This is a genomic window from Aquicoccus sp. (assembly GCF_041686535.1).
GTDB lineage: Bacteria > Pseudomonadota > Alphaproteobacteria > Rhodobacterales > Rhodobacteraceae > Aquicoccus.
The window spans coordinates 1-19756 of record NZ_JAWLDS010000030.1 but is presented as its reverse complement, the minus strand read 5'-3'; the positions used below and the strand labels follow the sequence as shown (position 1 = coordinate 19756).

Here is a 19756-nt window from a genome sequence, read left to right as displayed (position 1 = left end):
AGCCGGGCGGCAGCCGCGCGGTGCACGCGTGTCACCCCCCGATTTTGCAGCGCCTTGCCCCGGTTAACATGGCGCCCGCCGCCTTGCGTTCCGGCCGCGTCCGGGACAAGACTGCGGCCGGATCGTAAAAGGAAGCGAGACCATGACGGAAACCATGATCGCCGTGATCGGCGGCTCGGGCCTTTATGACATCGACGGGCTGGCAGGGGCGGAATGGCGCAGCGTGGAAACCCCTTGGGGCGAACCCTCGGATCAGATCCTGACGGGCAGTCTCAATGGTGTGAAGATGGCCTTCCTGCCCCGACACGGGCGCGGCCATGTCCATTCGCCCACATCGGTGCCCTACCGCGCCAATATCGACGCGCTGAAGCGTCTCGGTGCAACCGATGTGATCAGCGTCTCGGCCTGCGGCAGCTTTCGCGAAGAAATGCGCCCGGGCGATTTTGTCGTTGTGGATCAATTCATTGACCGCACATTCACACGCGAGAAATCGTTCTTCGGCCCCGGTCTCGTGGCCCATGTGAGCGTCGCGCATCCGACCTGTCCGCGGCTCTCGGCGGCCTGCCTCGCCGCGGGGCGCGACGCAGGCGTCACCATGCACGAGGGCGGCACGTATCTCGCCATGGAGGGACCGCAATTCTCGACCCTGGCCGAGTCGCGGATGTATCGTGACGCCTGGGGCGCCGACGTGATCGGCATGACCAACATGCCCGAGGCCAAACTCGCCCGCGAGGCCGAGCTTTGCTATGCCTCGATCGCGATGGTGACCGATTTCGACAGCTGGCACCCCGAGCATGGCGAGGTTGATGTGACTGAAATCATTTCCATTCTGATGGGCAACGCCGACAAGGGGCGCAACATGGTGCGCGGATTGCCCGCGCTTCTGGGCGCGGATCGCGCGCCCTGCCCGCACGGCTGTGACCGGGCGCTGGAATATGCCATCCTGACCGCACCCGATGCGCGTGACCCGGCGATGGTGGACAAGCTCTCGGCAGTGGCCGGGCGCGTGCTTAACGTTTGATCAGGGAAACCAGGCGACCATGAAAACCGTCAAGGACTACATCCGCACCATCGTCGATTTCCCGCATGAAGGGATCATGTTCCGCGATGTCACCACGCTTTTCGCCGATCCGCGCGGGTTCCGCATGGCGATCGACCAGATGCTGCACCCGTTCGCGGGACAGGAGATCGACAAGGTCGTGGGTCTGGAGGCGCGCGGCTTCATCCTCGGCGGGGCCATCGCGCACCAGCTCTCCACCGGCTTCGTGCCGGTCCGCAAAAAGGGCAAGCTGCCCGGCCCGGTGATCTCCGAGGATTACCAGCTCGAGTATGGCGAGGCCGTGGTCGAACTGCATGACGACGCGATCAGCGCGGGCGAGAAGATCCTCGTCGTCGACGACCTCCTGGCCACCGGCGGCACCGCGGCGGCGGGCATCCGCCTGATCGAGCGGCTGGGCGGCGAGATCGTGGGCTGTTCCTTCATCATCGACTTGCCCGCGCTGGGTGGGCGAAAGAAGCTCGAAGCCATGGGGATGGAGGTCGAGGCGCTGTGCGAATTCGATGGGCTTTGATTTTATTCCGGATTTTCGTCCGAAAACTGCACTACAACACGCAATCCGGCCTGCCCTGACCGCTCATCGCCTCAGGAGTCGCTCGACCATAAACAGGCATGCAGCGCCTTCGTGGGTCAGCCCTTTGGGCAACCGGTCACCGACTTTTGTGCTTGGATCACGGGACGACAAGATGCCGGAGCCAAGCACTTCGACTTTCTCCGGGCGTGTTTGCTTGTTCAGCCGCATTTGGCGATCCCGCGCCTCGTTCAACGCGCGCTCGGGTAGATCGGTGTAGGATAGCAGGAACAACTGCGGTTTTCCCGCCCTGAGAAACTCGCGACAGAAAGATAACGGCACGGGTTTTGTATACTGACCCGGCTCCAGCCCGGTCTCCTGCTTGATTTCACTTTCAACGTCGTTTTCGATCAGGTCCATAAGATCAACCTGAACACCAGCAGGGTTTTTGTCCGGCCACTTGATCGCGCAGCTCATGGCTGGATGAATCCCCGATGGAAAAACACCAACATGGTTGGTTCGGTGAGCCATGCGGACAGAGATTTCGCCTTTGGGGTTCTTCGATAGGAAACAAACAACGACACCCAAAGAGTTTGCGAGCCTGATGTCTGAAAGCGTGGGCAGCTTTCCATGCGCACCACTCATTAGCAACCGACGAAGCGACGTCGACACCTTCCTTTTGTCCGTCGTCAAGATGTCCACCGGTTGGTCGAGGACCAGATTGCTTTCGGCCTGGCAGAAATACCTGGTGGGTCGGACGACAACTTCGAAGCCATCTTCGGACCCGGCGGCAGACTCCACCCTCATGACCGGCGAATCACTCCCCGCGTGGCCCTGTGCGCGATAATCGAGGTAGGCCCTTGCCCGCGCTTGAGCCCATTCAAAATCAGTAGCTTGGGTATAAAACGGCTCGGGACGGACCTGGGCAGTTATCCTCGTCCTGACATCATGTCTGACATGGTCAGAGAAATCGGCGATTTCCTGATATGGCAAGACCTCTCCCAGTTTCCCGCTGACTTCAGCATAACATTGGTTGGCGAATTGTGGGTCGTGATTGAGAAAGGTCGTTCCCTGCGACGTTATTCCGGAAAGCGCGCTGCGACTGGCGCTTGCAACCTTGTCGAGGCCTTTCCCGAGGGCCCATGATCCGGCGGCGCCAAGTAACCATTCCACAGCCATGTCATTCTCCATCAAGGCTGCCGCCAAGCAAAACCGTTCGTTAAGCCAACCGCCATCCTACCCCGCCGCCGACCCGCCCACGGTCAGCCCACCGATCAGCGTTGTCGGCTGGCCCACGCCGACCGGCACCCACTGGCCCGCCTTGCCGCAATTGCCCATGCCCGGATCGAGTGCCATGTCATTGCCCAGCCCGCGGATATTCATCAGCGCCGTGGCCCCGTCCCCGATCAGTGTTGCACCATTGACCGGCGCGCCCACCTTGCCGTCCTTCACGCGATAGGCTTCGGTGCAGGAAAAGACGAACTTGCCGTTGGTGATGTCCACCTGGCCACCGCCGAAGCCCACGGCATAGATCCCGTCCTTCAACTCCGCCAGCAGATCGCCCGGATCGGCCTCACCGCCCAGCATGTAGGTATTGGTCATGCGCGGCATCGGCGCATGGGCAAAGCTCTCGCGGCGACCATTGCCGGTGGGTTGAACCCCCATCAGGCGGGCGTTCTGCCGGTCCTGCATGAAGCCGGTCAGGATACCGTCCTCGATCAGCGTGGTGCGCGACGAGGGCGTGCCCTCGTCATCGAACGAGATCGAGCCGCGCCGGTCGGGGATCGTGCCATCGTCCACCACCGTCACGCCGGGGGCCGCGATGCGTTGCCCCATGAGACCGGCAAAGGCCGAACTGCCCTTGCGATTGAAATCGCCTTCAAGGCCATGGCCGATCGCCTCGTGCAACAGGATACCGGGCCAGCCCGGCCCGAGCACCACGTCCATCACCCCCGCAGGTGCGGGTTCCGCACGCAGGTTGACCAAGGCGATCCTGAGCGCCTCGCGCGCCTTGGCCTGCCAGTCCTCGGGGTCGAGCAGCCCCGACAGCGCCACGCGCCCGCCGCCGCCGGCCGAGCCGCTCTCGCGGCGGCCGTTCTGTTCGACGATCACGCTCACGTTGAGGCGGGTCATCGGGCGCACGTCGCGCAGGTGCTGGCCATCGGGGCGCAAGATCTCGACCTCCTGGCACGAGGCCGCGATGGTCGCCGAAACCTGCACCACCCGGTTGTCGAGGCCCCGCAGAAAGGCGTCGATCTCACGCAGGGTCTCGATCTTGACCGGGAAGGCCGCATCCCCGATCGGGTCATGATCGGCATAGAGGCGGCGATTGGTCGGCGCCGGCCCGGCGGCCATCGCGCCGCCGCCCTGCCCCACCGCCAGGCGTGCGGTCTCGACCGCGCGGGTCACGGCAGCCTGCGAAATCTCGGTCGAGTGGCCGTATCCCGCCACCTCTCCGCGCACCGCGCGCAACCCGAATCCTTCGGACGCGTCATAACTGGCGGTCTTTACCCGCCCGTCGTCGAAATGCAGCGCCTCGGCGCGGCGCCGTTCGAGGAAAAGCTCGCCATCATCCGCCCCGTCGGTCGCCTGACGTAACAGATCAAGGGTCTTTTCGATATCGAGCGCCTGCTCGAAGGGGCGGAAAGATATCTCGGACATTGCTGTTTCTTCCTGTCTTCCATGCACGCCGAATTTGATCTATGTCAAAAAAGCGTCCGTTTGCCGCGGTTGGATTTCTTGTCTCTTCATCCAGAATATGGTTTTTAACCGGGGCAAAACAACGGCCAATCGCCCGCGCGATGCGCGCACTGCCTGATGAACAGAAGAACCACAGAAAACCGACCAGGGTGTCCCATGCGAATTTTTACCAGCTTCCTGACCCTCCTAACCGCCTTTGCGGCCATGCCCGCACTGGCCCAGAGCGGGCTGGACTCCATCGGCAAGCCCGTCGACCGGTCGACCGGGTTTCAACCTGCCGCCACGGAACTCGCCCGCGACCTTCAATGGCTTGACGGAATGATCAACGTGATCATCATTGGCATATGCCTTCTGGTGATCGTCCTCGTCGGCATCATCATCCTGCGTTACAATCGCCGCGCCAACGCCAATCCGGCAAACTTTACGCACAACACGCCGATCGAGATCGCTTGGACGCTCGGCCCGGTGATCATCCTCGTGTTCATCGGGGCGTTTTCGCTTCCGGTCCTGTTCAAGCAACAGGAAATCCCGGAAGGCGAGGTTCACATCAAGGTCACGGGTCACCAGTGGTACTGGTCCTATGAATACACCGATCACGATTTCATCTTCGACAGCTACATGATCGGCCAACCTGCCAGCCTCAACGAATCCGAGCGTTCGGCCGACGCCGATGTGACACCCTACGTTCTCGACGACGCGATGCGCGCAAAGCTGGTCGACGCGGGCTTCAACGAAGACGAATTCCTGCTGGCCACCGACACCTCGGTGATCGTCCCGGTGGACAAGACCGTGGTGATGACCGTCACCGCGAGCGACGTGATCCACTCCTGGACCATTCCCGCCTTCGGCGTGAAACAGGACGGCGTGCCCGGGCGTCTGGCCCAGCTATGGTTTAAACCCGAGAAAGAGGGCGTCTATTTCGGCCAGTGCTCGGAGCTTTGTGGCAAGGATCACGCCTACATGCCGATCACCGTAAAGGTGGTCAGCCAGGACACATACGACGCATGGGTCAAGGCTATGGAAGACTCCTCCGACTACGTGCAACTGGCCGCCCTCGACTGAAAAGGGAATGACCGGCCCCGGACCCAGCGGTTCGGGGCCACCTGAAAAGAGGCATCCTGGATGACCGATACCAGCATCAACAATCAGGCCACGACCGGCACAGGCACCGGCGACGCCGAGTTCGGCGATTACTTCGCCCTGCTCAAGCCGCGGGTGATGTCGCTGGTCGTGTTCACGGCCCTTGTCGGTCTGCTGGCGGCGCCGGTGGACGTGCATCCGGTGATCGGATTTGCCTCGATCCTGTTCATCGCCCTCGGCGGCGGGGCCTCGGGCGCACTCAACATGTGGTGGGACGCCGATATCGACCGTATCATGAAACGCACCCGGAACCGCCCGATCCCGGCCGGTCGGGTCAGCGAGGGCGAGGCGCTTTCATTCGGCACCTTCCTCGCGGCGCTTTCGATAGTGATGCTGGGCCTTGCGGCCAATCTCGTCGCTGCCGCGATCCTGGCTTTCACCATCTTCTTCTACGTGGTGATATATACCATGTGGCTGAAACGCTGGACGCCACAGAACATCGTGATCGGCGGCGCCGCCGGGGCTTTTCCGCCGATGATCGGCTGGGCCGTGGCCACCGGCGGGATCAGCGTGGAATCGGTGCTGATGTTCACCCTCATCTTCATGTGGACGCCACCGCATTTCTGGGCGCTGGCGCTGTTCATGAAATCCGACTATCACGAGGCCCGCGTGCCGATGCTGACCGTGACCCACGGGCGCCGTGCCACGCGCCTGCACATCTTGGTCTATACAATTCTGCTCGTACCGGTTGCAATCGGCACCGGGTTCACCGCCATCGGCGGCCCGGTCTATCTCACCGTGGCGTTGCTGCTCAACGCGCTGTTCCTCAAGGGCGCCTTCGACATCTGGCGGCGCAACGAGGCACAGGCCGACGCCGACGGCTACCGCGCAGAAAAGAAGCTCTTCGCGCTGTCGCTCGTCTATCTCTTTGGCCATTTCGGCGCGATTCTCGCGGAATCGACCCTGGGCCAATTCGGCATGGGGGGCTGGTGATCGATGGCGATCAAGGTCGAACATGAACTGCACAAGCGCCGCCTGGGGCGCAATATCGGCCTCGGGCTGGTGCTTGTGGGATTTGTCGCACTGGTGTTCGGGCTGACCGTGGTCAAGGTCGAACGCGGCGATTTCTCGGCCAATCCGCCGCGCGCGGAAGGGGGTGAATGATGGCAATGGACGGCAAACGCAAGACCCTGCTGCAGACAGTGGGCCTGGTCGTGACTATGGGCGCACTGGCCTGGGCTTCGGTGCCATTCTACGACTGGTTCTGCCGCGTTACCGGCTTCGGCGGCGTCACGCAGGAGGCCGGGGCAGATAGCGACGAAATCCTCGACCGCACCATCAAGGTGCGCTTCGATGCCTCCAAGGCGCGCGGTTTCGACTGGGAATTCAAGCCCATGCAACGCGAGATGGAATTGCGGATCGGTGAAACCGGGCTTGCTTTCTACGAAGCCTACAATCCCACCGACCGGCCAATCGCCGGACAGGCCAGCTATAACGTCACGCCCTACGATGCCGGCGGTTTCTTCTCCAAGATTGAATGCTTCTGCTTTACCGAACAGGTGCTGCAACCGGGCGAACGGGTCGAGATGCCGGTCACGTTCTTCGTCGATCCCGAGATCGTCGATGACCGCGACGCGAAACACGTCCACACCATAACGCTGGGCTATACCTTCTACGAAATCGACCTGCCCGAAAGCGAGGCCGAGGACTCACAGGCCGCGCTTGACACGCAGTCGGAACAAAGCAACCTGAACTGATCAATAAGCCTCCCGCAAGGGAACACGACGAGGGTAAAAATGGCGCACGAAAAGAACCACGACTATCACATCCTGAACCCCTCCATCTGGCCCCTGCTGGGCGCGCTGGCCGGGTTCATCATGCTCTTCGGGGCGGTGCTCTACATGCATGACGTGACCGCTTGGATCATGATCATCGGTTTCGTGTTCACCTGTTACGTCATGTATGGCTGGTGGGCCGACGTGGTGGCCGAATCCAATGTCGGCGACCATACCCCGGTGGTGAAGATCGGCCTGCGCTATGGCGTGGTGCTCTTTATCATCTCGGAAGTGATGTTTTTCGCGGCCTGGTTCTGGACATTTTTCAAGCACGCACTTTACCCGATGGGTCCCGAAAGCCCGATGGTCGACGGCCAATGGCCCCCCGCCGGCATCGAGACCTTCGATCCCTGGCACCTGCCGCTGATCAACACTTTGATCCTGTTGTGCTCGGGGATGGCGGCGACATGGGCACACCACGCACTGGCCCATGAAAACAACCGCGAAGACATGAAATGGGGCCTGATCATCGCGATCGTTCTGGGCGTGTTCTTCACCATCCTGCAAGCTTACGAATACAGCCACGCCGCCTTCGGTTTTGCTGGAAACATCTATGGCGCGTCCTTCTACATGGCCACCGGCTTTCACGGCTTCCACGTGATCATCGGCACGATCTTCCTTGCGGTCTGCCTGTTCCGCCTGATGGCCGGGCATTTCACGCAGGAAAGTCACGTCGGCTTCGAGGCAGCCGCCTGGTATTGGCACTTTGTCGATGTGGTCTGGCTCTTCCTCTTCGCCTCGATCTATATCTGGGGCGCCTGAGCCACGGCCGCACATGCACGAAAGCTACCGGACGCCCCGCCCTGACAGCGGGGCGTTTGCTTTGACAGAGGGGCCTCTTGGCCCGCCTGCCCCTCTTGGCCACCGATCCGATCCGGGCTAGAACCCGACCCCGCGACACACCCGCTTTTCCCGAGGCTCCCTTGCGCCGCAACCTGCCCTTCCTGATCTTTTCCGCCGCCGTGCTGGTGCTCTTTATCAGCCTGGGCAACTGGCAGGTCCGGCGCCTGGCCGAGAAAGAGTCGTATCTGGCCGAAATAGAGGCCCGCATCGGCGCCGCCCCCGTCGCCATCCCCGCTGCACCTGATCCGCAGGCCGACCGCTTTCTCGCCGTCACCACCAAGGGGCGCCTCACCGGACCCGAAATTCACGTTCTCGTCTCCACCCGCGACCTCGGTGCGGGCTATCGCGTCATTCGCGCGTTCGAGACAGAGGGCCGCCGCGTTCTCGTCGATCTCGGCTTCATCCGCCTGCGCGACAAGGACACGCCCCGCCCATCCCGGGATGTCACGATCGGCGGCAATCTCTACTGGCCCGACGAGACCGACAGCTACACCCCCGAGAACGACCGCGAGGCCAACATCTGGTATGCGCGTGACGTCCCACCGCTGGCCGACGCCCTCGACACCGAGGAAACGCTGGTCGTCGCGCGCACGATCGACCCGCCCGACCCCGCCATTACTCCCCTGCCGACCGACACATCCGGCATCCCCAACCGGCACATGGAATACCTGCTCACATGGTATGGATTGGCCGTAACTTGGGTGGTAATGACGCTCTACTTTCTCTTCCGCCGCCGCGCGACCGCCAGGAAAGGCAGCCGATGAACTACATCTCGACCCGCGGCACCGCCCCGGTGCTGGATTTCGAAGACACGATGCTCACCGGCCTTGCCCGCGACGGCGGGCTCTACCTGCCCGAAGCCATCCCGTCCCTGACGACGGGCGAGATCGCGGCGCTGGCCGGGCTTTCCTACGAGGAGTGCGCCTTTCGCATCATGCGCCCCTTCATCGGCGACACCTTCACCGACGACGCGTTCCGCGGAATAATCGACCGCGCCTATGCCGGTTTCAACCACGCCGCCCGTGCGCCGCTGGTGCAGCTTGCCCCGGGGCATTTCCTGCTCGAACTCTTCCACGGCCCAACGCTCGCGTTCAAGGATTTCGCGATGCAGCTCATCGGCCAGATGTTTCAGGCAGCGTTGGAGCGCAACGGCCAACGCGTCACCATCGTCGGTGCGACCAGCGGCGACACCGGGTCGGCGGCGATCGAGGCGTTCAGGGGGCTCGACAATGTCGATGTCTTCATCCTTTTCCCGCATGGCCGCGTCTCCGAAGTTCAGCGCCGCCAGATGACCACCCCCACCGAGGCCAATGTCCACGCCCTCGCCGTGACCGGGGATTTCGACGATTGCCAGGCCCGTGTGAAGGACATGTTCAACCATTTCGACTTTCGCGACCGGATCGGGCTAGCAGGGGTGAACTCGATCAACTTCGCCCGCGTGCTGGCGCAGGTGGTCTATTACTTCACCTCCGCCGTGTCGCTCGGTGCCCCCGCCCGATCGGTCAGTTTCACCGTGCCCACCGGCAATTTCGGCGACATCTTCGCGGGCCATCTCGCACGGCGCATGGGCCTGCCCATCGACCGGCTTGTCGTGGCCACCAACCAGAACGACATCCTGCACCGCTGCCTTTCGTCCGCCGAGTATCGTCCCGACGGCGTGGCTCCCTCGATCAGCCCGTCGATGGACATCCAGGTCAGCTCGAATTTCGAGCGCGCCCTGTTCGAGGCATATGGGCGCGACGGCGCTGCCGTGACGCAACTCATGGATGAGTTGAAGGCGGGCGGGTTCAGCGTCAGCCAGGGCGCGCTCCAGGCCCTGCGCGAGGTCTATGACAGCGGCCGTGCCTCCGAGGACGAGACCCGCGCCACCATCGCGCGGTTGTACCAGACAACGGGCGAACTTCTCTGTCCCCATTCTGCCGTAGGCGTCAAGGTGGCCGAGGAAATGCGTGATCCCTCCACGCCGATGATCACGCTGGCCACCGCGCATCCGGCCAAATTCCCGGATGCTGTCGAAGAGGCGACCGGCATCCGCCCGCCCCTGCCCGCGCACATGGCCGACCTCTTCGACCGCCCCGAGCGCGTGACACGGGTCGAGAACGACCTGACCGAAATCGAAACCCTAATCGAGGAGCGCCGCCGACCGTGACTGTCCAGATCACAACCCTTTCAAACGGATTTCGCATCGTGACCGAGCGTATGCCGGGGCTGCAATCCGCCTCGGTCGGCCTCTGGATCACCGCCGGCGGCCGCAACGAACGCGAAGACCAGAACGGCATCGCACATTTTCTCGAACACATGGCCTTCAAGGGCACCGCGCGGCGCTCCACGCTCCAGATCGCCGAAGCGATCGAGGATGTGGGCGGTTACATGAACGCCTATACCTCGCGCGAGGCGACGGCCTATTACGCCCGGGTTCTGGGGCAGGACGTGGACCTCGCGCTCGACGTGATCGCCGATATCCTCCTCAACCCGGTCTTTGCCCCCGAGGAGATCGACATCGAGCGCGGCGTGATCCTTCAGGAGATCGGCCAGGCGCTCGACACGCCCGATGACGTGATCTTCGACTGGCTTCAGGAACGCGCCTATCCCGACCAGCCCATCGGCCGCACCATCCTCGGCCCGCCGGACCGGGTGCGCGGCTTCTCGCGCGAGGATCTGCGCGCCTTCGTGGCCGAGCACTACGCGCCCGGCAACATGATCCTCGCCGCCGCGGGCGACGTAGATCATGACGCCCTTGTGCGTCAGTCCGAGTCGCTGTTCGGCCATCTCTCACCCGTGCAGCCCAACCTGATCCAGCCAGCGAAATTCGCAGGCGGGGAGTTCCGCAAGGAAAAGCCGCTCGAACAGGCCCATCTCGCACTGGCCTTCGAGGCGCCGGACTATCTCGACCCCGAGATTTACACCGCTCAGGTCTATGCCAACGCGCTGGGCGGAGGCATGTCCTCGCGCCTCTTTCAGGAAATCCGCGAAAGACGCGGCCTTTGCTATACGATTTTCGCCTCGGCCGGGGCCTATTCCGACGCCGGGCTGATAACAATCTATGCCGGAACGAGCGGCGAGCAGATGCCCGACCTCGCGCGCATCACCATCGACGAGATGCGCCGCGCCGCCGACGACATGAGCGAAGAAGAAATCGAACGCGCGCGCGCTCAGATGCGCGCGGGGCTTCTCATGGGGCTTGAAAGCCCCTCGAACCGGGCCGAACGCATGGCGCGCATGGTCCAGATCTGGGGCACCGTGCCGACACCCGAAGAGGTGGTCGAGAAGATCGACGCCGTGACCCGCGCCGGCGTGCGCGATTTTGCCGGTCGCATGATCGGCGAGGCAGGGGCGGTGATGGCGCTTTACGGGCCAGTCTCGGGGGCGCCCGACCTGGCCACGCTCGACCGGCAAAGGCGCGCTGCGTGATGCTCTCGCGGGTGCACCGCAAGCTGCGGATCGAAACCGACCGCCTGACCCTGCGCGCGCCCACGCATTCCGATTTCAACGCCTGGACCGGACTGCGCCGCATGTCCGAGGCGTTCCTGACACCATGGGAGCCGGCCTGGGCGCATGACCATCTCAGCCGCCGCGCCTTCACCAACCGTGTCTACTGGGCGCAACGGTCGATCGGGGCAGGCACGGCGCTGCCCCTCTTCATGCTGCGGCGCGCCGATAACGCGCTTGTGGGGGCGATCACGCTCGACAATATCCGCCGCGGCCCGGCCCAGGCGGGCACTCTGGGCTACTGGGTCGGCGAGAACTTTGCCCGCCAGGGCTACATGCGCGAGGCGATCGAGGCCGTGGTGCACCACGCCTATCACCGCATGGACCTCAGCCGGATCGAGGCCGCCTGCCTGCCCGAGAATACCGCCTCGCGCGCGGTGCTCGAAAAATCGGGCTTCAAATACGAGGGCGTCGCGCAAAGCTATCTTCAGATCAACGGGCGCTGGCGGACCCATGTTCTCTATGCCGCGCTTCGCAGCGACCGGCGCGGACGCACCGAGGCGGGCTGACTGAGGGCGGGAACCGGCGCTCCCTGCTCACCGAAACGTCAACTGATTTCACCGCAAAGCTGCTAGACTGCCGTCATGCTGCGATTGATCCTTGCCCTTTCTTTCGTCCTCCTTGCCCCTGCCGCGCAGGCCCAGACGCGCACGTCCAGCCATTGCATCGCCATCGCCGATGCCGCCCCCGGCCTCGAATACCTGCACAAGGTCAGTTTTCGTGACCCGGTCTCCGCTCACGCGGTGCGCATCCGCTACATCGCCCATGCCTCCTTCCTGATCCAGACACCCGCGGGCGTGAACGCCGTCACCGATTTCACGGGCAATATCGGCAACACCACGCTGATTCCCGATATCGTCACCATGAACCACGCCCATGGCACCCACTGGACCGCCAATCCCGACCCGGCCATTCCCCATGTGCTCAGGGGCTGGGGCGAGGAATTCGGCGAGGGCGTCGATCATTATCTCGAATATCGCGACATGGCGGTGCGCAACGTGCCCACCGATATCCGCTCGGGCGCTGGCGGGTCCGAACCGTTCGGGAATTCGATCTTCGTGTTCGAGGTCGAGGGGCTGTGCATCGGCCACCTGGGCCACCTGCATCACGAACCCAACCCGGCGCAATATGCCGCGCTCGGACGGCTCGACGTGGTCATGGCCGCGGTTGATGGCGGCTATACCGTCGATCAGCCGACGATGATTCGCATCCTCAAAAAGCTGAAATCCTCGGTGGTGATCCCCATGCACTGGTTCGGCGATACCACGCTCCAGCGATTCATCGACGGGATGCGCGACGAGTTCGACATCGTCCGCAGCGGCGAATCGAACCTCACCGTCTCGCTGCGTGACCTGCCCGCGCGCCCCACGGTGCATGTCCTCATGCCACGCTATCTGCGCGACACCGATTGAGATCAGGAGGACGGCACGTCGCGTCTCGACGCGCACACGGGGCGCGCGTAAGACTTGTGCCATGATGCTCAACCCCGTCGATGACAGCTTTCGCGCCACGCTCGCCCGGCTCCTGCCCGACCGCGCCCTGCGCCCGGTCGCACCGCATTACCTCGAAGAGCCGCGCGGCAAATGGCATGGGCAGGCCGGGGTGGTGGTCGCTCCCGCATCGGTCGAAGAGGTCTCGGTCGCCCTTGCCGCCGCGAATGACGCGCGCGTGCCGGTCGTGCCTTATGGCGGCGGCACCGGCCTTGTCGGCGCGCAGGTCATGCCCGATGGCCCTGCGCCTATGCTCCTGTCGCTCGAACGGATGACCGAGATTCGCGCGATCCATCCACAGGAAAACCTCGCCATTGTCGAGGCCGGGGCGATCCTGTCGGACATCCACGACGCGGTGGCGCGCAAAAACCGGCTTTTCCCGCTCTCGATCGCGGCCAAGGGCTCGGCCCGGATCGGCGGCAACCTTGCCACCAACGCGGGCGGGGTCAATGTGCTGCGCTATGGCAATGCCCGCGAACTCTGCCTCGGGATCGAGGCGGTGCTGCCCGACGGGCGGGTGATGAACACGCTCTCGCGCCTGCGAAAGGACAACACGGGCTATGACCTGCGCGATCTCCTGATCGGTTCCGAGGGCACCTTGGGCGTGATCACCGCCGCCACCCTGAAGCTCGCCCCGGTTCCAGCCGCCACCGGCACGGCCCTTCTCGTTGTCGAAAACCCCGCCGCGGCGCTCGATCTCTTGGCCATGGCGCGCGAGCGCGTCGGCGAATCGGTCAGCGCCTTCGAGTTGATCAGCGGCGCGGGCCTTGGCTTCCTGCGCGAGGTCATGCCCGACATGCGCCAGCCTTTTGCCGATGATCCCGACTGGTGCGTTCTCGTCGAACTGGGCCTGCCCCGCGGCCTTGACCCCGCAGAGACGCTGGAGGCGCTCTTTGCCGAAGCCCTTGAGGCCGGGCTGGTCAGCGACGGCACCATCGCGCAATCGCTCGCCCAACGCCAGGCGCTGTGGGAGTTGCGCGAACAACTGCCCGAGGCCAATCGCCGAATCGGGTCGATCTCCTCGCATGACATCTCGCTGCCACTCTCCGAGGTGCCCGGTTTCATCACCCGCGCCGATGCCACGCTGTCCGGTCTGGGTGAGTTCCGAACGAATTGTTTCGGTCACCTGGGCGATGGAAACCTGCATTACAATGTCTTTCCGGGCCGCGGGCGCAGCCGCGACGACTATCCCGGTGCCGGCGAAAAGCTGCAACGCCTGATCCATGACATCACCGCCGACATGGGCGGCTCGTTCAGTGCAGAACATGGCGTCGGACGGCTCAAGACGGGTGACCTGGAGCGCTATGGCGATCCCGTCAAGCTGGCGCTGATGCGACAGATCAAACAGGTTTTCGATCCCAACGGCATCATGAATCCCGGCGCTGTCCTGCGCGGCTAATCGACAAAACCTCACTCGGCCCGGATCGGTTTACCGGGCGTTAACCATCCGTGCGCTAGAGATGATCTCGTAGCAAGGCGGAGTCACGATGTCCGAAGGCAATCATCCTTCCACTCACCCCCCACTCCCACCCACCACGGAAGATGATCGGGTGTCGTGGCTTCGCCTGCTGCGCTCGCGACGGGTCGGCATTTCCACCTTCTACCGGCTGATGGCCGAACATGGCAACGCCGCCGACGCGCTCGGGGCGCTGCCCCGCGTGGCGCGGGAGGCAGGGATGGACGATTACACACCCTGCCCCGAAACCGTGGCCGTGGCCGAGATGCGCCAGGCGCACAAGGCGCGCGCGCGCATGATCTGTATCGGTGACACCGGCTATCCCGCACAGCTTCTCGACCTGGCCGACCCTCCGCCGATCCTCTGGGCACAGGGCGATCCGTCGCTGCTCACGCGCCCGATGATTGCGCTTGTGGGCGCGCGCAACGCCTCGTCCCTGGGCGGGCGCATGGCCCGCGCCCTGGCCGCCGACCTGGGGAAAAAGGGCTATGTCATCATCTCGGGGCTGGCGCGCGGCATCGATACCGCCGCGCACAAGGCCAGCCTTGCCACCGGAACCGTCGCGGTGATGGCGGGCGGGGTCGATGTGGTCTATCCTTCCGAAAACACTGCGCTGGCCGCCGAGATCGACAGATCCGGGCTGCGCCTTTCGGAAATGCCAATGGGCACGGTCCCGCAGGCCCGGCATTTCCCGCGCCGCAACCGGCTCATCTCGGGTCTGGCCAAGGCCGTCGTGCTGACCGAGGCGGCGGCGAAATCGGGCAGTCTCATCACCGCGAAATGCGCGCTCGACCAGGGACGCGAGGTGCTGGCCGTGCCCGGCCACCCGTTCGACGCCCGCGCGGCGGGCTGCAACATGCTCATCCGCGATGGCGCGCGGCTGGTGCGCGACGCCGCCGACGTGGTCGAGGCGCTGACCCCGCTCGCCCCGGCCCCGCCCGAACCGCAACAGGCCGAAATACCGCTCCCCGCCGACATTCCTCCACCACCGCCGGAAAAGCGCAGCCTGCGCGACACCGCGAAACTGCACCGGATGATCCTCGACCGGCTGGGCCCCTCCCCCCTGGCCGAGGATCAGCTCATCCGCGACCTGGGCGCCCCCGCCAACACGGTGGCCCCCGTACTCGTCGATCTCGAACTCGAGGGCCGGATCAATCGTCAATCCGGCGGGTTGCTCAGCCTTGCGGCATCCACCCCGGTTCAGCCCGCACAGAACTCGGGCAGCACGGCAAAGTAATCGGCACAGAACTCCGGGTCCGCATACCACACATCCGTCGCCCCGATCGCCCAATGCACCGCCACCCATGTATCGCCCACCTTGCGGTAAAGCGCCTGCAATCTGCTGGCGTCCATCACTTCTGCCATGATCTCGCCACGCAGGAAACCGGGTGTGGTGCGAATATCGATCGCGCCGCCCCCCGGACGCTGTGCCTGGACGCTGGCAAAAGCCACAGCGAATGGCAGGCCCGGCCCCTCGGCCAGCCGCAACTCGTGCACGACGAACTCGACCGGGCGGCCCAGCACCCATTCGGCATGCGGGCGCAGCGCATCCATCAGCGCCTTGCGCGTCTCGCTGCCGCGGGCGGGCTCGACGAAATCGGCCCGCGCATCCCGTATCGGCCCACCGATGCCCAGCATGACCCCGACAATCAACCCGATGATGATCCGCATCGCCTTTCCCTTCGTAGTGGTGGGACACCCGAAAGCCGGGCAAAACGATGCGGAAAGACTGGGGCTTTCACGACGCATTGACAATACCCCCTTCCCCAACCCATGTTCCGCCGCCATAGAGGCGCGGTCGAGTCGAAAGGAATTAAATGCCAGTTGTCGTTGTGGAATCCCCCGCCAAGGCCAAGACCATCAACAAGTATCTTGGCAAGGATTACACCGTGCTGGCATCCTATGGCCATGTGCGCGACCTGCCGCCCAAGGACGGCTCGGTCGATCCAGATCACGATTTCGACATGAAATGGGAGATCGGCGCCGACAGCCGCAAACATGTCAAGGCCATCGCCGACGCGCTCAAGGACGATCAGGAGCTCATCCTCGCCACCGACCCCGACCGCGAGGGCGAAGCGATCAGTTGGCACCTCGAGGAGGCCCTGCGCAAGCGCCGCGCGCTCAAGAAAGACACGCCCGTTTCCCGTGTTGTCTTCAACGCGATCACCCAATCGGCCGTGACCGAAGCGATGCAGAACCCGCGCCAGATCGACCAGCCCCTGGTCGATGCCTATCTTGCGCGCCGTGCGCTCGATTATCTCGTCGGTTTCAACCTCTCGCCGGTGCTCTGGCGCAAGCTGCCCGGCGCACGCAGCGCGGGCCGGGTGCAATCGGTCTGCCTGCGCCTCATCGTCGAGCGCGAGATGGAGATCGAGGCCTTCACCCCCCGCGAATACTGGTCCGTCAAGGCCAACATCGTCTCCCCGCGGGGCCAGGAATACGAGGCCCGGCTGACCGTCCTCGCCGGCAAGAAGCTCGACAAGTTCGACATCGAGAACGCGACCCAGGCCGAGCTTGCGGTTCAGGCCGTCGAGAGTCGTGATCTTACCGTCAAGTCGGTCGAAGCCAAACCGGCCAGCCGCAACCCCGCGCCGCCCTTCATGACCTCGACCCTTCAGCAAGAGGCCAGCCGCAAGTTCGGCATGGGCGCGCGGCAGGCGATGTCCGCCGCCCAGCGCCTCTACGAGGCCGGGCACATCACCTATATGCGCACCGACGGCATCGACATGGCCCCCGAGGCGGTCAGCGCCGCGCGCGATGCGATCGCGGCACGCTTCGGAGCCGAATTCGTGCCCGGAAAGCCGCGTATCTACAAGAACAAGGCCAAGAACGCGCAAGAGGCGCATGAATGTATCCGCCCCACCGACATGGCCGCCGATGCCGATGCGCTCAAACTCAAGGACACCGATCAGCGCAGGCTCTATGACCTGATCTGGAAACGCACGCTGGCCTGCCAGATGGAAAGCGCCCGGCTCGAGCGCACGACCGTCACCATTGCCAGCCGCGACGACCAGGTCGAGCTGCGCGCTACCGGCCAGGTCGTCCTCTTCGAGGGCTTTCTAAAGGTCTATGAAGAGGGCCGCGACGACCAGGTCGTTGACGAGGACGACCGCCGCCTGCCCCAGGTCACCGAAGGTGAGGCCGCGACCAAGCGCGATGTCGCCTCCGAACAGCATTTCACCCAGCCCCCGCCCCGCTATACCGAGGCGACACTGGTCAAGCGCATGGAAGAACTCGGCATCGGCCGCCCCTCGACCTATGCCAGCATCGTCACCACGATCCAGGAGCGCGAATATGTCCGCAAGGAACAGAACCGCCTCATCCCCGAGGACAAGGGCCGGATCGTCACCATCTTCCTGCTGAACTTCTTTCGCAAATACGTGGGCTATGAATTCACCGCCCAGCTCGAGGAAGAGCTCGACGAGGTGAGCGCGGGCCAGCGCGACTACAAGGCCGTGCTGGCGCAATTCTGGCGCGATTTCTCCGCCGCCATCGCCGAAACCTCCGAGTTGCGCATCACCCAGGTGCTCGACGTGCTCGACGAGGCGCTTGCCGATCAGCTTTACCCGCCGCGCGAGGACGGCTCCGATCCGCGCATCTGCCCCAAATGCGGACAGGGGCGGTTGCATCTCAAGACCTCGCGCACCGGCGGCTTCGTGGGCTGCGGCAATTACCCCGAATGCACCTATACCCGCCCCATCGCGGGCGAGGGCGCCGATGGTGACGAACGGCTTCTGGGCGAGGACCAGGGCGACGAGATCTGGCTAAAGTCGGGACGCTTCGGCCCTTACGTCCAGCGCGGCGAGCCGACCCCGGAGAACAAGAAGCCGCCCCGCGCCTCGCTGCCCAAGGGCTGGTCCAAGGACGAGATGACGCTGGAAAAGGCGCTCACCCTCCTGAGCCTGCCGCGCAAGGTGGGCGATCACCCCGAAGGCGGCGAAATCCTCGCCAATTTCGGCCGCTTCGGTCCCTTCGTGATGCATCAGCGGCCCGACGAGGCCAAGCCGGTCTATGCCAACCTCAAGGAACAGTCGGACGTGTTCGAGATCGGCATGAACCGCGCGGTCGAATTGCTCGCCGAAAAGCGCGCCAATCCAGGCCGTGGCCGGCGGGCGGCGGCCAAGCCGCTCAAGGAACTGGGCGATCATCCCGACAAGGGCGGCCCGGTCAACGTGCTCGACGGGCGCTATGGGCCATATGTGAAATGGGACAAGATCAACGCGACCCTGCCCAAGGACACCGACCCGCAAGCCGTGACCATGGACATGGCCGTCGCCCTGATCGACGAGAAAGCCGGGAAAAAGGGCGGCGCGAAAGCCAAGGCAAAGAAAACCACCGCCGGGAAAAAGCCCGGCGCCACACCCAAGGCCGCCAATGGGTAGCGCCCTGGCCGCGCCTGATCGTCAACACATCGTGCCTCACATTTCAACACGCGGATGTGACTGGCCTTCGGCGAGCGCCACCTGATATCAAGCCGTGGCGATTTACCTTGCGGACGAGCCGATCAGGAGCACTCGGATGACACGTAGCAGAGCAACGCGGCGCGGCTTCATCTATGGAACGGGCGCCAGCCTCTTTCTCCCGGCCATCCTGCGCGCGCAGGACCAGCCTCCCGAGATCGAGGTTTCCCCCGAGGTGACACGACGCAACACCTCGTCCTTCACGGCCCAGGACTGGCGCGATCATTTCGACACGATCGGCGAGGCCGCGATTCTCTGCGACACCGTCTCGCGCGCCCTGCATTACTGGTCCAAGGATGGCGACTATCGCCTCTATCCCACCTCCGTTCCGCGCACGGATGAACTCACCAAGCGCGGCTATACCGAGATCGTGCGCAAGAAGGTCGGCCCGAGCTGGACCCCGACCGCTTCGCAGAAGGAACGTTTCCCCGATTGGGAGCCAATCGGGCCCGGCCCGGACAATCCGCTCGGCACCCATGCGATGTATCTCGGCTGGCCCGCCTATATCATCCACGGCACCCACGATACGCGCAAGATCGGGCGCAAGTCGTCGGACGGCTGCATCGGGCTTTACAACGAGAAGATCGAGGAGCTCTTCGCGATCTCGCCGATCGGCACACAGGTGCGCATCATCTGAGCGTGCCTGCGCGTTTCCCGGTTCTTCGCATCGGCCGAGGGCTGCCGGCGATGCACGGCGCGTCGAAGCGGCCGCGCCGTGTTTTCACTTTTCCTGCCCGCCCTCGCCCCATTCCGGCCACGTTCCGCGCCTAATCCGTGAAGCTGTGACAACGAGACGGAGAGCGACAGGATGCTCGGCAAATACTCCCTCTGGTTC

At 64.0% G+C, this 19756-nt stretch carries 19 protein-coding genes; 16 read left to right on the top strand and 3 right to left on the bottom strand.

Features of this window, described 5'->3' with window-relative positions; genetic code table 11:
* The first annotated feature begins 142 nt into the window (after window positions 1-142).
* A complete protein-coding gene (locus ACESL9_RS08635) occupies window positions 143-1021 on the top strand; it encodes an S-methyl-5'-thioadenosine phosphorylase (RefSeq protein WP_372613676.1) in 879 nt (292 codons plus the stop codon).
* 19 nt (window positions 1022-1040) lie between these two features.
* Complete coding sequence (locus ACESL9_RS08630; RefSeq protein ID WP_372613678.1) at window positions 1041-1571, top strand: adenine phosphoribosyltransferase; 531 nt, start codon at window positions 1041-1043, stop codon at window positions 1569-1571.
* 63 nt (window positions 1572-1634) lie between these two features.
* On the opposite strand, the gene ACESL9_RS08625 is transcribed toward ACESL9_RS08630, so the two are convergent.
* Complete coding sequence (locus tag ACESL9_RS08625; RefSeq protein WP_372613680.1) at window positions 1635-2747, bottom strand: hypothetical protein; 1113 nt, start codon at window positions 2745-2747, stop codon at window positions 1635-1637.
* A gap of 57 nt (window positions 2748-2804) precedes the next feature.
* On the bottom strand, window positions 2805-4229 hold the full coding sequence (locus ACESL9_RS08620; protein ID WP_372674723.1) for a TldD/PmbA family protein: 1425 nt from the start codon (window positions 4227-4229) through the stop codon (window positions 2805-2807).
* Window positions 4230-4424: 195 nt separating this feature from the next.
* Between ACESL9_RS08620 and coxB the strand changes: the two genes are divergently transcribed.
* From coxB to dprA, 12 genes are all read left to right on the top strand, one after another.
* A complete protein-coding gene (gene coxB / locus ACESL9_RS08615) occupies window positions 4425-5330 on the top strand; it encodes a cytochrome c oxidase subunit II (RefSeq protein WP_372674722.1) in 906 nt (301 codons plus the stop codon).
* Between the two features lie 60 nt (window positions 5331-5390).
* On the top strand, window positions 5391-6341 hold the full coding sequence (cyoE, locus tag ACESL9_RS08610) for a heme o synthase (RefSeq protein ID WP_372613686.1): 951 nt from the start codon (window positions 5391-5393) through the stop codon (window positions 6339-6341).
* A gap of 3 nt (window positions 6342-6344) precedes the next feature.
* Entirely contained in the window at window positions 6345-6512 is a 168-nt protein-coding gene (locus tag ACESL9_RS08605) for a hypothetical protein (protein ID WP_372613688.1), read from the top strand.
* Window positions 6512-7105 carry a cytochrome c oxidase assembly protein gene (locus ACESL9_RS08600; RefSeq protein WP_372613690.1) on the top strand — a complete coding sequence of 198 codons (594 nt, stop codon included), beginning with the start codon at window positions 6512-6514 and terminating at the stop codon, window positions 7103-7105. The genes ACESL9_RS08605 and ACESL9_RS08600 overlap by 1 nt, the downstream gene beginning before the upstream one ends.
* A gap of 39 nt (window positions 7106-7144) precedes the next feature.
* Window positions 7145-7945: a cytochrome c oxidase subunit 3 gene (locus tag ACESL9_RS08595; RefSeq protein ID WP_372613692.1), complete on the top strand. Its 801-nt coding sequence runs from the start codon at window positions 7145-7147 to the stop codon at window positions 7943-7945.
* Between the two features lie 77 nt (window positions 7946-8022).
* Window positions 8023-8790, top strand: a complete 768-nt coding sequence (locus tag ACESL9_RS08590; protein WP_372613694.1) for an SURF1 family protein — start codon at window positions 8023-8025, stop codon at window positions 8788-8790.
* Window positions 8787-10175, top strand: a complete 1389-nt coding sequence (thrC, locus tag ACESL9_RS08585) for a threonine synthase (RefSeq protein WP_372613696.1) — start codon at window positions 8787-8789, stop codon at window positions 10173-10175. The genes ACESL9_RS08590 and thrC overlap by 4 nt, the downstream gene beginning before the upstream one ends.
* Window positions 10172-11437 (top strand): M16 family metallopeptidase, encoded by a 1266-nt coding sequence (locus tag ACESL9_RS08580; protein WP_372613698.1) that lies wholly within the window; start codon window positions 10172-10174, stop codon window positions 11435-11437. Before thrC ends, ACESL9_RS08580 begins: the two co-directional genes overlap by 4 nt.
* Complete coding sequence (locus ACESL9_RS08575; RefSeq protein ID WP_372613700.1) at window positions 11437-12024, top strand: GNAT family N-acetyltransferase; 588 nt, start codon at window positions 11437-11439, stop codon at window positions 12022-12024. The genes ACESL9_RS08580 and ACESL9_RS08575 overlap by 1 nt, the downstream gene beginning before the upstream one ends.
* A 75-nt stretch (window positions 12025-12099) precedes the next feature.
* Window positions 12100-12927, top strand: a complete 828-nt coding sequence (locus ACESL9_RS08570; RefSeq protein WP_372613702.1) for an MBL fold metallo-hydrolase — start codon at window positions 12100-12102, stop codon at window positions 12925-12927.
* A 61-nt stretch (window positions 12928-12988) separates the two neighbouring features.
* Window positions 12989-14404 (top strand): FAD-binding oxidoreductase, encoded by a 1416-nt coding sequence (locus tag ACESL9_RS08565; RefSeq protein ID WP_372613704.1) that lies wholly within the window; start codon window positions 12989-12991, stop codon window positions 14402-14404.
* Window positions 14405-14492: 88 nt separating this feature from the next.
* A complete protein-coding gene (dprA, locus tag ACESL9_RS08560) occupies window positions 14493-15698 on the top strand; it encodes a DNA-processing protein DprA (RefSeq protein WP_372613706.1) in 1206 nt (401 codons plus the stop codon).
* Here dprA and ACESL9_RS08555 read toward each other — a convergent pair.
* Window positions 15662-16132 carry a hypothetical protein gene (locus ACESL9_RS08555; RefSeq protein WP_372613708.1) on the bottom strand — a complete coding sequence of 157 codons (471 nt, stop codon included), beginning with the start codon at window positions 16130-16132 and terminating at the stop codon, window positions 15662-15664. The genes dprA and ACESL9_RS08555 overlap by 37 nt on opposite strands.
* Before the next feature lie 146 nt (window positions 16133-16278).
* Between ACESL9_RS08555 and topA the strand changes: the two genes are divergently transcribed.
* Window positions 16279-18843, top strand: a complete 2565-nt coding sequence (gene topA, locus ACESL9_RS08550; protein WP_372613710.1) for a type I DNA topoisomerase — start codon at window positions 16279-16281, stop codon at window positions 18841-18843.
* A 136-nt stretch (window positions 18844-18979) separates the two neighbouring features.
* Window positions 18980-19558, top strand: coding sequence for a L,D-transpeptidase (locus ACESL9_RS08545; RefSeq protein ID WP_372613712.1), 579 nt, complete (start codon window positions 18980-18982; stop codon window positions 19556-19558).
* The last annotated feature ends 198 nt before the right edge of the window (window positions 19559-19756 follow it).